Genomic DNA, 14,417 nt, shown 5'->3' with positions numbered 1-14,417 from the left:
TTTTCTCTTTTATATATAGCCTGCTTATACAGGGAAAAGTATACTTTTTGAATTTTCATTCAAAAAAATGAGTTTTATTTTAAACGAAAAATGGAAAGGCGGACTCTTCTATTTATAACAACGGAATAATTTATGAATGAAAAAGATAAAATAGACTCATTGTGTGAAAATCTTCTCCATGATAATGGACAGGAAGAACAGGCCGTTTTTGAAGACTGGAAGGCTGAACATCCGGATAATCAAAAAATGTATGAGGTTTTGGCTCGAATTGAAATATCTTCAGAGGTATCCGAATATGCAGAAAGCGTACGTGGAAATATATTCAGGCAGCTAAACTCTGAAATAGATAGACGTTCTTTCCGGCTGCATTGGCTGAAGGTTTCAGTGGCTATTGTTCTTGCCTTAGTTCTGTTAGGTGGTGTTGGCTATTTCAGTTATAATGAAGGCTATAAAAAACAAAGTAGTCAGCTTGTGACTTATGAAAATCCATTGGGAATTAAAAGCTCTATTGTTTTACCGGATGGCAGTAAGGTGATATTAAATGCAGGTTCTACGCTGACTTATCCCACGAATTTTGTAGGAAAGGAGAGAAAAGTAATTATCAGGGGAGAAGGTTTTTTTGAAGTAATGCATGATGACAAACATCCGTTTATTGTCTCTACAAATGATATTCAGGTGAAAGTTTTAGGAACGAAATTTAATGTAAAAGCATATAACGATGAAACAGATATAGAAGTAACGCTTAGTGAAGGTAGTGTATGTATCGGCTTGGCGGAAGGAAATCCGTATATTATATTGGAGCCCTGCCAGCAAGTTCGTTTTGACAAGGTTAAAAGGCTCTTTTCTAAGCGAAATGTAGATTTGAATAATTATACAGGTTGGAAGGATGGAAAGTTTTATTTTAATAGTGTGACATTCCAAAATATAGCACGGCAATTGGAAAGGAAATTTAATGTGCATATTTATATTGCTTCGGAACAATTACAGAATACGGTATTTTCCGGAGAGTTTGTACGGGGAGAAAATTTAGAGCAAATATTGAGAGTGATGGCAATAGATACAAGAATTAAGTATAGGATAGATGGAGATCTGATATATATCAAATAAAAGTAAACTTAGTTAATCATTTAAATTTTTAGTCTTATGATAAACACAACGTAACACAAAAAAAGAAAAACCGGAAAATGTTGGCAGCGTTTCCCGGTTTATGAGACTTTGGTCTGAAATTCTTAGCAACACAATTACAAACCTAAAATCATTACAAAGGTATGAATTTATTTTCAAACAGAGGGCTGACTATACCCATTTGTCAGTTCAAAAAAGTTATTAACATTATGAGAATAACCATAGTACTATGCTTGTTAACCACTTTTTGTGCATTTTCATCAGTTAGTTATTCGCAAACAGCCGAAATATCGCTCGATTTGGAAAGCGTTACTTTGAGAGAAGCAATGAATGCAATTAAAAAACAGAGTGATTTTTCTTTCTGGTATAGAGATGATGAGGTAAACTTATCGAAAAGGCTATCTGTGAAAGCAGACAGGATGCACATAGACAATGTAATGTCTCAATTATTAGCCGGACAAAACTTGTCTTATACAATTGATGATAATCATATTATCATTTATAAAAGAAATGGAACGAATGAGGTGAACCAACGAGGACGCCGTATATCCGGAATTATTAAAGATGAGTTTGGTGAACCGGTGGTAGGAGCTAATATTTTTGTGAAGGGAACGACAATCGGAACAACGACGGACATAGATGGAAAATTCAATCTGGAAGTTGAAAAGACAAACGAACCTTTAGTCGTTTCATATATAGGTTACAATACGCGGGAAATAACGATAGGAAATAATGTTAACTTTGTTATTCAACTATCACAAGATACCCAAAATCTGGAAGAAGTCGTTGTTGTCGGGTATGGGAGCGTGGCTAAAAAGGAGTTGACATCGGCTATTTCTCATGTTTCAAGTAAGGATTTTCTAAATATAAGTAGCGTGGATCCTTCGATGATGATTCAGGGAAAGGTATCCGGTGTTTCTGTTACTAATACGGGTATGGGAGATCCTAATAACCAGGCAAGTATTCAGATTCGTGGTATATCGTCCCGTTCTGCCGGTTTAGGGCCGCTCATTGTAATAGATGGTGTTCCCGGCGGAAATTTGACCAATATTAATCCGAATGATATCGAGTCGATGGATATATTGAAAGACGGTGCAGCTTCTGCAATTTATGGAACAAGAGGTAGCAATGGTGTCGTTTTGGTTACTACCAAAAAAGGGGCTCGTGATGGACAGCTACATGCCTCTTACAGTGGGACAGTCAGTGCAAATTTTATGGTACATGATTTGGACCCGTTAGGTGCCGATGAGTTCCGTAAATATCGCGTTCCGAATAATCAGGGAGTAGACCAGGGAGGAAATACCAATTGGATGGATGAAATTAGCCGTACCGGCTTTGCCCACCAGCATACATTGACCATATCCGGAGGTAATACTAAAAGTAACTATCGTGCAAGTATCGACTATAAAGATGCCAATGGTATCGATATTCGCTCAAATCGTAAAGAATATGGGGCAAGGTTTTCAATAAATCATGCAACGAAAAGTGGATTGTTAAACTTTTCGGCAAATGTCAGTCCCCGTTTTGTTTATCGGAATAATTCAGATTGGAGTGTATTTCGGTTGGCATTGGAAGCGAATCCTACAACACCTGTTTTTGATCCGAAAATTCCGGGACAATATAGTAATTTCAATGGGCAAGCAGCGAATATAAATCCTGTCGAACTGTTAAAGTTAGACCAAAGCGGAGGTGAGACTAAATTGTTGGATTGGGATGCAACTGTAAAATTGAATTTATTGCCTTTATTGGCAAAAGATGGCGAATCAATTCATTCTTTGAACACTCAGGTCACTTTGGCACAACAGCAAAATGATAATTTTAATTTCTGGTTCCGTCCAGCAACCAGTACATTAGCCCAAAATAGCGGACGTTCGGGAGAAGCCAGCCGGGATTATGGAAAATCTCGTCAGGAAAGTTTGGAATGGCTTATTAATTATGCAATGGAAAAGAAAGAACATCGCTTGAAAGTCATGGGCGGTTATTCTTACCAGTATTTCCAAAATTCAGGAATGTCTGCAGCAAATAAAGATTTCCCTTCAGATATCCTTAGCTATAATAACCTTTCACAAGGTGAATGGGCAAAAGAAGAAGGGCGTAATGAAATGGGAAGTTATAAGAATGATTCCAAATTAATTGCATTCTTTGGCCGTGTCAATTATGATTACAAGGGACGTTATTTGTTGGCTGTTTCTTATCGTTATGAAGGCTCTTCCAAGTTTGGTAAAAATAATAAATGGGGACATTTCCCCGCTGTTTCTGCCGGTTGGCGTATAAGCGATGAGTCTTTTATGAAAAATGTATCTTGGATTAACGATCTGAAAATACGTGGAGACTTTGGTGTGACAGGTAATCAGGATTTTGATAGTTACAAGTCGTTGGCTACAATGCAGGGATTCGGCAGCTATTATTACAATGGCCAATATTTTACGGTCTGGGGGCCTGCAAAGAATCCGAACTATGACTTGAAATGGGAGAAAGGGCTGAATTGGAATGTCGGAGTAGATTTTACATTGTTTAGTAACAGGGTGTATGGCTCATTGAATTATTATAGCCGTAAACAACAGGATTTGTTGGGTAATTATAATGTAGCAGTTCCTCCTTATTTATTTGCTGAGACATTTGTGAATGTGGGGAACATGGTAAACAAAGGTCTCGAGATCGATTTGAATGTACAGGCTGTCAGAACAAAAGATTTTAGTTATAATATTGGTTTTGTCGGCTCTACAAACAATAATAAGTTCTTGAATTTTTCGAACAATGAGTTTACCGGACAGGATTTTTATAATGTCTGTGATATGGAGTCTCCTGGGAATCCGGGAAGATTGCAACAGATTCGGGAAGGTGAGCGTTTAGGTAATTATTATACTTGGGTATATGCAGGGGTTGATGATAATGGAAATTGGTTGGTCTGGAATAAAGATAATACAGAGAAAATATCTATTAATGATGCAAAGGAGGAAGATAAACGGGTTACCGGCAATGGTTTGCCAAAATTTACAGCTTCGTTAAGTAATACTTTTACTTATAAAAACTGGGATTTGACTGTTTATTTGCGTGGAGCCTTTGGTTATGATTTGTTTAATGTACATGATCTTTATTATGGATTGCAAAACGCTCCGGGAAATGTATTGAAAAAAGCCTATGATAAAAATGCAGCTATCACAACTGGACAAAATGTATTGACTGATTACTTTATAGAAAAGGGTGATTATGTAAAACTGGATGTTGTAACATTAGGATACCGTTTTAATATAAACAATAAATGGCTTGAAAGTATACGATTGTATGCAACGGGAAAAAATCTGGCTACTATCACCGGTTTTAGCGGGGTAGATCCTTCAAGTTATCAATTGAACGGCTTGACACCCGGAACCAATAATGGTACCCGAAATTATTATCCGACAACCATTCAAATGCTGTTCGGTTTACAATTAGAGTTTTAATATTTAACCTTAAAAATCAGATTCTTATGAAATACAGAAATATTATAAGCTATTTGGGATGTGCCCTTTTGTCCACGCTCTCATTTTCTTGTACGGATTTGACGGAAAATGTGTATGACCAGATAGTTACAGAAAATTATTATAATACAAAAGATGATGTTGTCCGTGCAGTGTTCCGTCCTTTCGAACATGCCTTTTGGAGTATAGGGCCGCGTTTTACTATTAATGAAGAAACGACGGATCAGTTGGGAACATGGAATCGTGACGGCTGGTGGGTCGATGGCCAGATATGGCAACGTTATCATTATCATACATGGACTATTGATGATGATATAAGTGAATGGGATGCCTGTTTTACTGGTATTATGCAATCTTGTTCGGTATTAGATGATTTTAAGGAACTTGATCCTGAAACATTTAAAATGAGCCAGGAAGAATTTAATGCTTTATCCGCACAAATCCGGACATTAAGAGCCTGGTTTTATATCCGTTTATTGGATGCATATCGTAATATCCCTTTGGCGATAAGTAAAGATGCCAGTTTAAATTCACAAGGGCAGGTACCACCGGAAGATATCTTCAATTTTATTGAAACAGAACTGATTGAAAGTCTTGAACAATTGCCTAAAAAAGAAGGAGCAAACGGAAACGGAGATAAGCAGGGACAATGGAACCAGGCTGGAGCAGCAGCTTTGTTGGTCCGTTTGTATCTGAATGCAGAAAAATGGATTGGAAAGGATATGTATGATAAATGTGCTAAATATGCTCAGAAAATTATTGATGGGACTTATGGCTTTTATGAAATAGATACCAGATGGGATGCCCCGTTTGATTGGAATAATGAGACGTGCGATGAGATTATATTCGGTTTTCCGGGTAGCTACGGCCGGAGTCATTGGCATTATGAGTCGGATGTTTATAAGTGGTGTTTACCGGCAAATGCCCACTTTTATCTTGGAACGGTGAAACAAGGAGGATTTAATCCTAAATATGCTTTGCAGCCGAGTCGTGATATCGAAGGAAATCTTTATAATTTCACATTAGGTATGCCTGTACATAAATTCCAAAAGTATCCGGAAGATTTCCGTTTGAAGAAGTACAAGAATCTTGGAAATAATACACGTGAAGGCATGTTCTTGTTTGGCTATTTGGAATATGAACAAAATGGTGTTATGGAAAAAGTGACATCTCCCTCCAATAATATGCCATTGTATATTCGTGACCAGGTGGGTGTTTTCCATGATACGGCACCAGGTTCGGTTCCTGAAAATAAGATTTCGGATATGAAGAATGGTGATCATAATTCAGGTTGGCATTTTGCAAAATATCCATTTTATAGTGATGAAGATGCCGGAAAACTGGAGGCTGATTATTCGGAAATAAGATTGGCTGAAATTTATTATTCGCTGGCGGAATGTAAATTCCGTTCTGGAGATACGGAGGGAGCCGGTAAATTACTGAATGACGTTCGTAAACGTTATTATCCGGTTGAAAAATACCAGGAATATTTATATGTTCCGGAAGGAGATGTTCGGTTGACGGAAAATGAATTGCTTGATGAGTGGGGACGTGAATTTTTAGCTGAAGGACGTCGCCGTACGGATTTATGCCGATGGAACAAATTTTCTACCGGAATCTGGTGGGATAAACAACCGGATGCAAATAATCATACGGATATTTTCCCTATCAAGCGAAATACGTTGGGCTCAAATCCTTTCTTAGTACAAAATCCTGGATATGATGATATAACTCGTTAATATTCTAAGTGAAGAGGGAAGGACTCCTTTGATTTCTTTCCTCTTCTAAAATTAAAATTTAATACCATGTTGTCAAGAAGAAATTTTATACGTCATTCGGCATCTGCTATTGCTGCCGGGTTGGTTATGCCATCTCTGTTAAATGAGAATAATGTATTTGCTCGTACTGTTGGAGCAAATGACAAAATAAATGTGGCTCTCATCGGATGTAAAAATATGGGATGGGCAGATTTGTCGGATTTTTTATTACATCCCGAGGTCGATTGTGTAGCTTTGTGTGATATTGATAGGAATATCTTGGGAGAAAAAGCTTTGGAATTGGAAAAGTTGAGGGATAAAAAAGCCTCTCTTTACAGTGATTACCGGAAGTTGTTGGATAGAAAAGACATAGATGCTGTAATTATTGGGACTCCGGACCATTGGCATTGTTTGCAAATGGTTGATGCATGTGCCGCAGGAAAAGATGTATATGTGGAGAAACCGATTGCTAATTCAATCGCAGAGTGTGATGCAATGGTCGCAGCTGCTAAGAAATATAACCGTGTAGTTCAAGTAGGCCAACAGCAACGTAGCGGGAATCATTGGCATGAAATGAAGCGTTATATTGATAGTGGAAAACTGGGGAAAATAGCCCGGGTAAATGTTTGGGCTAATTTTAATTATGCAACAATACTCAACCCGGTTCCGGATGGAGCTGTACCTGTCGGCGTTGATTTTGAAACATGGTTAGGGCCTGCCCCCAAAAGAACATTCAATGAAAAGCGGTTTCACGGACTTTGGAGGATGTTCTGGGATTATGGTGGCGGGCTTATGACAGACTGGGGTGTTCATCTGATGGATATGGCCCTGTGGGGCATGAATGTGAAAGGTATGCCGAACCGTGTGATTAGCTCTGGCGGCAATTTTGCCTATCCGGATAATTATGCCGAAACATTCGATACATTGTCTGTTATTTATGAATTTGACGATTTTTTGATTCAATGGAGTAATATTGCCGGTACGGAGACAGGTCCTTATGGAAGAAACTATGGCGTTGAATTTAAAGGTACGAATGGAACATTAGTGGCGAATCGAGAGAGTTGGGAAGTCTATCCGGAACAGAATAAGATAGAGGCAATCAAAAGCATGCCCAACTACCAGGATCATAAAGATCATGTTACTAATTTTCTTAATTGCATGAAAAGCCGGGAAATGAATACGGCTTGTACCATAGACAATGGTAGCCTGTGTGCCAAATATGCTCATCTGGGAAATATTTCAGCACGTGTTAAGTCTGCTCTTATTTATGATGATGTGAAGAGAACATTTAATAATGCGGAGGCTGATAAGTTAGTTAAACCGGCTTACCGCAAACCTTGGAAGTTCCCAGAATTATAATATTTACCTGTAAAACAATTTGTATGAAGACTAAAATATATTTTCTAATATTGTTTGTATTTGTTTCTTTATCTGTTTTGGCTCAGGAAAAATATCCCGGACGTGCACCTATGACGCATGAAATGACGGAATACTGGTCGCCTCAACCTCCTGTTGTGACACCGGGAAAGACTCCGGAAAAGCCTGTGAAAGCACCTTCTGATGCAATTATCCTGTTTGATGGAAAAGATTTGTCGAAATGGGAAAATTCGAAAGGCGAAACTGCCGGGTGGACTGTCCATGATGGGGTATTCACGGTGAAAAAAGGAACCGGAGATATTTATACCAAACAAAAATTTAATGACTTTCAGTTACATTTGGAGTGGCGTGTTCCGGTTGGAATAAAGGGAGAAAGCCAATTTAGGGGGAATAGCGGCGTATTCTTGCAGGGTATGTATGAGATTCAGATTTTAGACTGTTATCAGAATGAAACTTATGTGAATGGTCAGACAGGTAGTATCTATAAACAAACTCCGCCATTAGCGAATGCGATGAGTAAACCGGGAGAGTGGAACACTTATGATATTATTTACACGGCTCCTACTTTTAAGAAAGACGGTACTTATCGTACGCCTCCCCGCGTAACTCTTTTGCAGAATGGAGTATTGTTACAGAATAATACAATTATCCAGGGAACAACTCCTTATGTGGGATTCCCGGAGGTAATAAAACACGAGAGTGGCCCTATAGGTTTACAAGATCATGGAGATGACAGTGCGCCGATTAGTTTTAGGAATATCTGGATAAGAGAGTTGTAATCTTTAAAGACAGGTCTCTATGCAAAATGTCAAGATATCAAGAAGGACAATGTTAGTTGCTTCAGGTTTAGCTCTATTGGGAGCTAAACCTGTAAAAGCAATTTCTTTATCTCATTCCAATATCACTAAAAGGGAAAAGCCATTTCGTATCAGTTTGAATACGTCTACAATATCAGGGTATAATCTGCCTGTGGAACAACAGATAGAGTATTGTGCGGAAGCTGGCTTTGATGGTATTGAATTGTGGACGAAAGATATAGCAACCTATGTACGGAAGGGTGGAACTTTACAATCCTTGTCTGACAGGTTAAGGAGCTCGCATCTTATACTTGAGAATATTATTGGCTTTTCCCCCTGGATTGCCGGGGGAAAAGGTTTGGATGAGATGATGAGAGAAATGGATATGGCATCCGCTTTAGGTAGCCGATGTATTGCTGCAACGGCACTGGGTATAGATAAAATCGACCGGAATGATTTTGAGATGTATTCTTGTAATTATCGCAGGTTACTGGAATATGGGGATTCGGTCCATGTACGTCCGTTGTTGGAAGTTTGGGGGGCAGGAGCTTTGAATCAAATATCAGATGCTGCTTGTATCGCTTTAGGAACCGGGCATCCTAAGGCTTCGATGTTGCTGGATTTTTATCATTTGTATCGAGGAGGGAATGCTTTTGACAGTTTACGTTTGATTAATGGAAGTGAACTTCCTGTCTTCCATATAAATGATTATCCTTCTGTACCTGCCCGGGATAAGTTGTCGGATGCTGACCGGGTTTATCCAAATGATGGTGTTTGTCCGTTCGATAAGTTATTGCCTCTTTTATATGAGACCGGATTTAGAGGGGCTTTGTCTCTCGAACTGTTTAATCCTGCTTATTGGTCGGATGCAGATGTTCGGAAATCATTACAGATTGGATATGAAAAAGTTAGAACTGTAATTTTACAGTCGATGCAATGAGTTTATAAACAGAAATGATAGAAAAATATGGGAAAATATATATTGATATTTCTTTCGTTATTCTGCATGGCATGCAGTAATAATAAGATAAATGAGCCTGTCAATTTGATATTTGATACGGATATGGCTCCGGATTATGATGATGTAGGAGCATTGGCCTTGTTGCACGCTTTGGCTGATTCGGGAGAAGTTCATATTTTAGCTACGGTATCTTCTAATAAATGTGTTACGGCAGTACCTTGTATAGAAGTTATTAACACCTATTTTGGCCGTCCGGATATACCTACGGGAGCTGTGCGCGGGGAAGCGGCTGACCGTACGACATGGCATAGCGGATTACGATGGACTGAAGAATTACCCAAGCGGTATCCTCATCATACGAAATCGACAGCAGACAGCGAAGATGCATTGGTACTTTACCGTCGTATACTTAGTCGACAGCCGGATCAGAGCGTGACAATTGTGACTGTTGGCTTTTTCTCTAACTTGCAAAATTTACTTTTGTCCGGACCGGATTCTATTTCTCCGTTATCAGGCAAGGAATTGGTTAGAAGAAAAGTAAAACAATTGGTTTCTATGGCTGGCGCTTTTCCGGAAGGACGTGAATTCAATGTTTATGTCGATGTGAAAGCCTCTCAGTTTATAATAAAGGAATGGCCAACACCTATCTTGTTTAGTGGTTTTGAAATAGGTTCTCAGATATACACGGGAAAGCGGTTAGTGGAAAGTGGCATTCAAAACAATCCGATTGTAGATACTTATACAATGTGCTTGCCTCAGGATAATCCGGAAGGACGGGATAGCTGGGATCAAACAGCTACATTGGTCGCTGTTCGTGGAGCCTCTGATTATTTTGATGTGGAATATGGTTCGATAACGGTGAATGATGACGGTAGTAATACCTGGAAAACAGACCCGAATGGTCGCCATGCCTGCCTTCTTTTTAAGATGCCTAAGGAACAACTGACTAAGGAAATAGAACATTTAATGATGCATATGCCGGAAAAATAGAAATGGATTTTGTTTGAGTGATTTTAGTTTGTGTTTTGATTTAAAATAATATTCATGAAAAAATATTTGTTCGTTTTAGTATTTGTTTTGAGTATGTGTTCTCTGAACAGCTTTTCTCAAAGTAAATATTATAAAGCAAGTGAAGAATGGTTACGAAAAAGCGAAGCGTGTAAACCGGCTCTTGTTTACAAGGAATGTTATCCTTTGCGAGTTGTTAATGCAGTGAAAGATGAGAAGGCTTACCAGGGTTGGAGGATGGAAGAGTGCGGGCCTGTCTATCCGTTGTTCAATGAATCTTTGAAAAATCAATCGGGAATTATTCTTGATTTTGGGGAACATATGACTGGCGATTTTACTTTTTCATTGAAACTTTTAGGGAAGGCTGTAGCAGATGCTCCTGTTCGTTTGAAGTTTACTTTTGCGGAAGTACCCGGAGAGTTGAATACTCCGTTTGACCCTTATCCCGGAGGTCTGTCACGTGCTTGGCTACAAGATGAGGTGATGACCTTGATGACTGTCCCTGTTGAAGCAACAATACCTCGAAGAGTGTCATTCCGGTATTTAAGGATTGATGTACTGGGAGCTTCTTCTTTTGATTTTGCCTTTGATAAAATTTCTTTTAAAGCGCAGAGTACAGTGAAACCTATTCAGATGGATTTGTCTCCAACAACAGATTTGTTGGTTAAAAAGATTAATGAAGTAGGGCTCTCCACACTTAAGGAATGTATGCAAACGGTTTATGAAGACGGACCTAAGCGCGACCGGCGTTTATGGATAGGTGACCTCTATTTGGAAGCATTAGCAAATGCTTATTCATACAAAGAACATGCTCTGACCAAGCGTTGTTTGTATTTGCTGGCTGCTCTTGCCAATGACGAAGGGCTTTTGCATGCAACAGTATTTGAGGAACCTTATCCTCATCCGCAAGAAGGGCAACACTGTATCGATTATGCATTGATCTATAACGTAGCATTGTTGGAATATCTGAAGGTGACTGGTGATAAAGAGACTGCAGACGATTTATGGCCTGTGGTAGTTCGTCAAATAGAAATGGTTCTTCGTCAATTTTCACCTGAAATGATTTATGATATGCAAAAGCCTCCTCTTTATTGGTTAGTTTTTGATTGGAAAGATCATTATGACCGTCAGGCGTCTATGCAGGGATTAACAATTTGGGCTTTAACGCGTAGTTATGAACTGGCTCGATTGCTGGGGAGGGAAAAAGAGGTGAGAGAATGGCCGGTTTTGGCAGCCCAGATGAAAAAGGCTGCTCGTAAACAGTTTTATGATAAAAAGCAGGGTGTGATTGTTAGTGGAGTCGAGAAGCAGGTCTCTTATCTCTCGCAGGTATGGATGATTTTATCGGGAACGTTGAATCAGAAAGAAGGACGATTGGCTATGCAGACCGTGATGGCTATGCCTGATGCCTGCTATCCAGGTTGTCCATACGCTTATCATTATGTGATGGAGGCTTTGTTGGAATGTGGCATGAATAGTGAAGCTAAGACCTTACTTATAGATTATTGGGGAGGAATGGTAGAAAAAGGAGCTGATACGTTTTGGGAAGTTTATGATCCGAACAATGACGAATTATCTCCTTATGGTTTTTTTCCAATGAATAGTTATTGCCATGCATGGAGCTGTACTCCTGTTTATTTCATTAATAAATATCCTGATATATTTCAATAAGAAGTGTCAAAAGGGCTGTCAGTGTCAAATCAGGGAAATGCGGACGTATCTTAGCAACAATTTTTTCTATAGCAATTTTCATTTGGACGCGGATAGTACTTTCACTTAATGAAAGAATTTCCCCTATTTCCTTAGGTTTTAGTCCTTCCTGGCGTGCCATAAGGAAAATAATCCGACACTTTTCTGGTAATTCGTTAATAATTTCAGTGAGTAGTTGTTCTATTTCTTTTTCGATGAGTTTTTGATCAGGTGGAGACTCCACCTGATCTTTCAATTGAATTGAAAGATCATTTAATACTATTTGATTGTATTCTTGTTGTTTATTGAGATAACGTGCCGCTTCATTTTTAGTTATAATATAAAAATAGGCTTCCAAATTTGTGATATCTTTTAGTTTCTTACGAGATTGCCAAATTGATAGAAACACGTCTAATACAACATCATGGCATGCTTCTTTATCTCGCAAAAAATAATAGGCAAAACGAAATATCTTATTATAATATACCTGATAGAGCATATTAAAGGCACTTCTATTATCTTCTGAAGTAGCGAGGGCAAGATCTTCAAATGTAAATTTTACCACTTTTAAAAGAAAAATAAATTATGTACAAATATATAAATATAATCTCAAATTACAAGTCCGTTTTCTTTTCTGTTTTCGTTCATGTAAAAAAAATGTAAGTTTGTACACATAAAATGTAACATACAAAAATGAAAACTTTAGTACATACAGATAAAGAGCTGATAGAAGAGATCATCCGGAAATGTGAAATCTGTTATGTCGGATTGGCTGATACCGACGGAACTCCTTATGTTTTGCCGATGAACTTTGGCTACCGGGAGGGTGTTATATATCTACATTCCGCTCAGGAAGGGAGAAGTATCTCTATTTTGGAACGGAATCCACGGGTATGTATAACCTTCAGTACAGACCATGACCTGGTGTTCCAGCATCCGGAAGTGGCATGCAGTTACCGGATGCGTTCGAAGAGCGTGATTGGTTGGGGAACAGTCCGGTTTGAAGAAGATTTCGACAAAAAAACGGAAGCGCTGGATATCATCATGAAACAGTATTCCGATAAAGAATTCCGTTATTCGGACCCGGCAGTGAAGAACGTAAAGATATGGGTGGTCGAATTGGATGAGGTAACTTGCAAGGAATTCGGGGCACCGCATAAAAAAAACTGACAGTTGACAAGTGACAGTTGACAGTGGGAAAACACCTTGGTGAAATTAAAATTCGCTTAGAATCAAAATATAACTGCCAAGTGTCACTTGTTAACTATCAACTATTTTGTATTTTTGTTGCCAAATATGATATTCTTAAAATAATGGGATTGCAAAAGCATAGCAGGGTGCTGAATGAAACAGTTGAAAAGCTATCGGACGAATGTTCGTATAAGCAGTTGTTTCATGCCTATCGGGACGAAGAAGCACTGCCTTCCGGTGAAGTTCTGAAAGAAATCATAGACTTATGCCGGGCCATCCTGTTTCCGGGCTATTATGGGAATGCACGTATCAGCCAGCAAACAATCCGTTTTCATACAGGAGTGAATATAGAAACACTCCATACTTTACTTTCCCGGCAGATTTATGCAGGTTTGTGTTTTGCCGATACATCCTGTACTTCCTGTCCCGAGGAAAAAATCTATACAGAGGCGGAAGCTCTTTCGGAAGCCTTTATAGCGACCCTGCCGGAGATGCGCAGCCTGTTGGCAACAGATGCCGAGGCTGCATTTAACGGAGACCCTGCTGCTTGTAATATCAATGAAGTCATATTCTGTTATCCCGGTTTCCGGGCTATTTGCAACTACCGTATTGCACATCAGCTATACTTGCTGGGTGTCCCTTTCATCCCACGTATGATTACTGAAATGGCACATTCGGAAACGGGTATCGACATTCATCCCGGGGCACAAATCGGATATTATTTCTCTATCGACCATGGTACGGGTACTGTGATTGGGGAAACAAGTGTGATAGGCAATCATGTCCGTATTTTCCAAGGAGTCAGCCTTGCCGGAGAGAAACTTCCGCCGGATGAAAACGGGAATGCGATACGGGGGGTGGCACGCCATCCGATACTGGACGATTATGTTACGGTTTATTCTAACGCCACTCTGCTGGGCAGGATTCATGTAGGTAAAGGCGCCACGATTTGTGGTAACGTCTGGATTACCGAGGATGTTCCCGCCGGGGAGATACGAACACAACAAGATCAGAAATATTAATATTAACATTCAATTAATAATCAACAATG

The 14,417-nt window shown here is 39.1% G+C and carries 11 protein-coding genes; 10 read left to right on the top strand and 1 reads right to left on the bottom strand.

What is annotated here, in order from left to right; translation table 11 throughout:
• Window positions 1–132: 132 nt before the first annotated feature.
• The 8 genes from ACGE0T_RS18285 to ACGE0T_RS18250 all read left to right on the top strand — a co-directional run bounded on the left by ACGE0T_RS18285 (window position 133) and on the right by ACGE0T_RS18250 (window position 12,157).
• Window positions 133–1,107, top strand: coding sequence for a FecR family protein (locus ACGE0T_RS18285; protein ID WP_459188012.1), 975 nt, complete (start codon window positions 133–135; stop codon window positions 1,105–1,107).
• A 227-nt stretch (window positions 1,108–1,334) separates the two neighbouring features.
• On the top strand, window positions 1,335–4,568 hold the full coding sequence (locus ACGE0T_RS18280; protein ID WP_459188011.1) for a SusC/RagA family TonB-linked outer membrane protein: 3,234 nt from the start codon (window positions 1,335–1,337) through the stop codon (window positions 4,566–4,568).
• 26 nt (window positions 4,569–4,594) lie between these two features.
• Complete coding sequence (locus tag ACGE0T_RS18275; RefSeq protein WP_459188010.1) at window positions 4,595–6,325, top strand: RagB/SusD family nutrient uptake outer membrane protein; 1,731 nt, start codon at window positions 4,595–4,597, stop codon at window positions 6,323–6,325.
• A gap of 66 nt (window positions 6,326–6,391) precedes the next feature.
• Window positions 6,392–7,702 carry a Gfo/Idh/MocA family protein gene (locus ACGE0T_RS18270; RefSeq protein ID WP_459188009.1) on the top strand — a complete coding sequence of 437 codons (1,311 nt, stop codon included), beginning with the start codon at window positions 6,392–6,394 and terminating at the stop codon, window positions 7,700–7,702.
• 23 nt (window positions 7,703–7,725) lie between these two features.
• Window positions 7,726–8,499: a 3-keto-disaccharide hydrolase gene (locus tag ACGE0T_RS18265; RefSeq protein ID WP_459188008.1), complete on the top strand. Its 774-nt coding sequence runs from the start codon at window positions 7,726–7,728 to the stop codon at window positions 8,497–8,499.
• Between the two features lie 19 nt (window positions 8,500–8,518).
• A complete protein-coding gene (locus ACGE0T_RS18260) occupies window positions 8,519–9,457 on the top strand; it encodes a sugar phosphate isomerase/epimerase family protein (RefSeq protein ID WP_459188007.1) in 939 nt (312 codons plus the stop codon).
• A gap of 27 nt (window positions 9,458–9,484) precedes the next feature.
• Complete coding sequence (locus ACGE0T_RS18255; RefSeq protein ID WP_459188006.1) at window positions 9,485–10,468, top strand: nucleoside hydrolase; 984 nt, start codon at window positions 9,485–9,487, stop codon at window positions 10,466–10,468.
• A 93-nt stretch (window positions 10,469–10,561) separates the two neighbouring features.
• Window positions 10,562–12,157 (top strand): alpha-L-rhamnosidase-related protein, encoded by a 1,596-nt coding sequence (locus tag ACGE0T_RS18250; RefSeq protein ID WP_459190510.1) that lies wholly within the window; start codon window positions 10,562–10,564, stop codon window positions 12,155–12,157.
• Here the strand turns inward: ACGE0T_RS18250 and ACGE0T_RS18245 are convergent.
• Window positions 12,129–12,740 (bottom strand): RNA polymerase sigma factor, encoded by a 612-nt coding sequence (locus ACGE0T_RS18245; RefSeq protein WP_459188005.1) that lies wholly within the window; start codon window positions 12,738–12,740, stop codon window positions 12,129–12,131. The genes ACGE0T_RS18250 and ACGE0T_RS18245 overlap by 29 nt on opposite strands.
• A 128-nt stretch (window positions 12,741–12,868) precedes the next feature.
• Here ACGE0T_RS18245 and ACGE0T_RS18240 point away from each other — a divergent pair, with 128 nt between their 5' ends.
• Window positions 12,869–13,345 carry a pyridoxamine 5'-phosphate oxidase family protein gene (locus tag ACGE0T_RS18240; protein WP_459188004.1) on the top strand — a complete coding sequence of 159 codons (477 nt, stop codon included), beginning with the start codon at window positions 12,869–12,871 and terminating at the stop codon, window positions 13,343–13,345.
• Window positions 13,346–13,488: 143 nt separating this feature from the next.
• A complete protein-coding gene (locus tag ACGE0T_RS18235) occupies window positions 13,489–14,388 on the top strand; it encodes a serine O-acetyltransferase (RefSeq protein WP_459188003.1) in 900 nt (299 codons plus the stop codon).
• The last annotated feature ends 29 nt before the right edge of the window (window positions 14,389–14,417 follow it).

Source organism: Parabacteroides sp. APC149_11_2_Y6 (assembly GCF_054506995.1).
The sequence above is the reverse complement of the archived record's forward strand: the minus strand, read 5'-3'. Positions and strand labels throughout refer to the sequence as shown.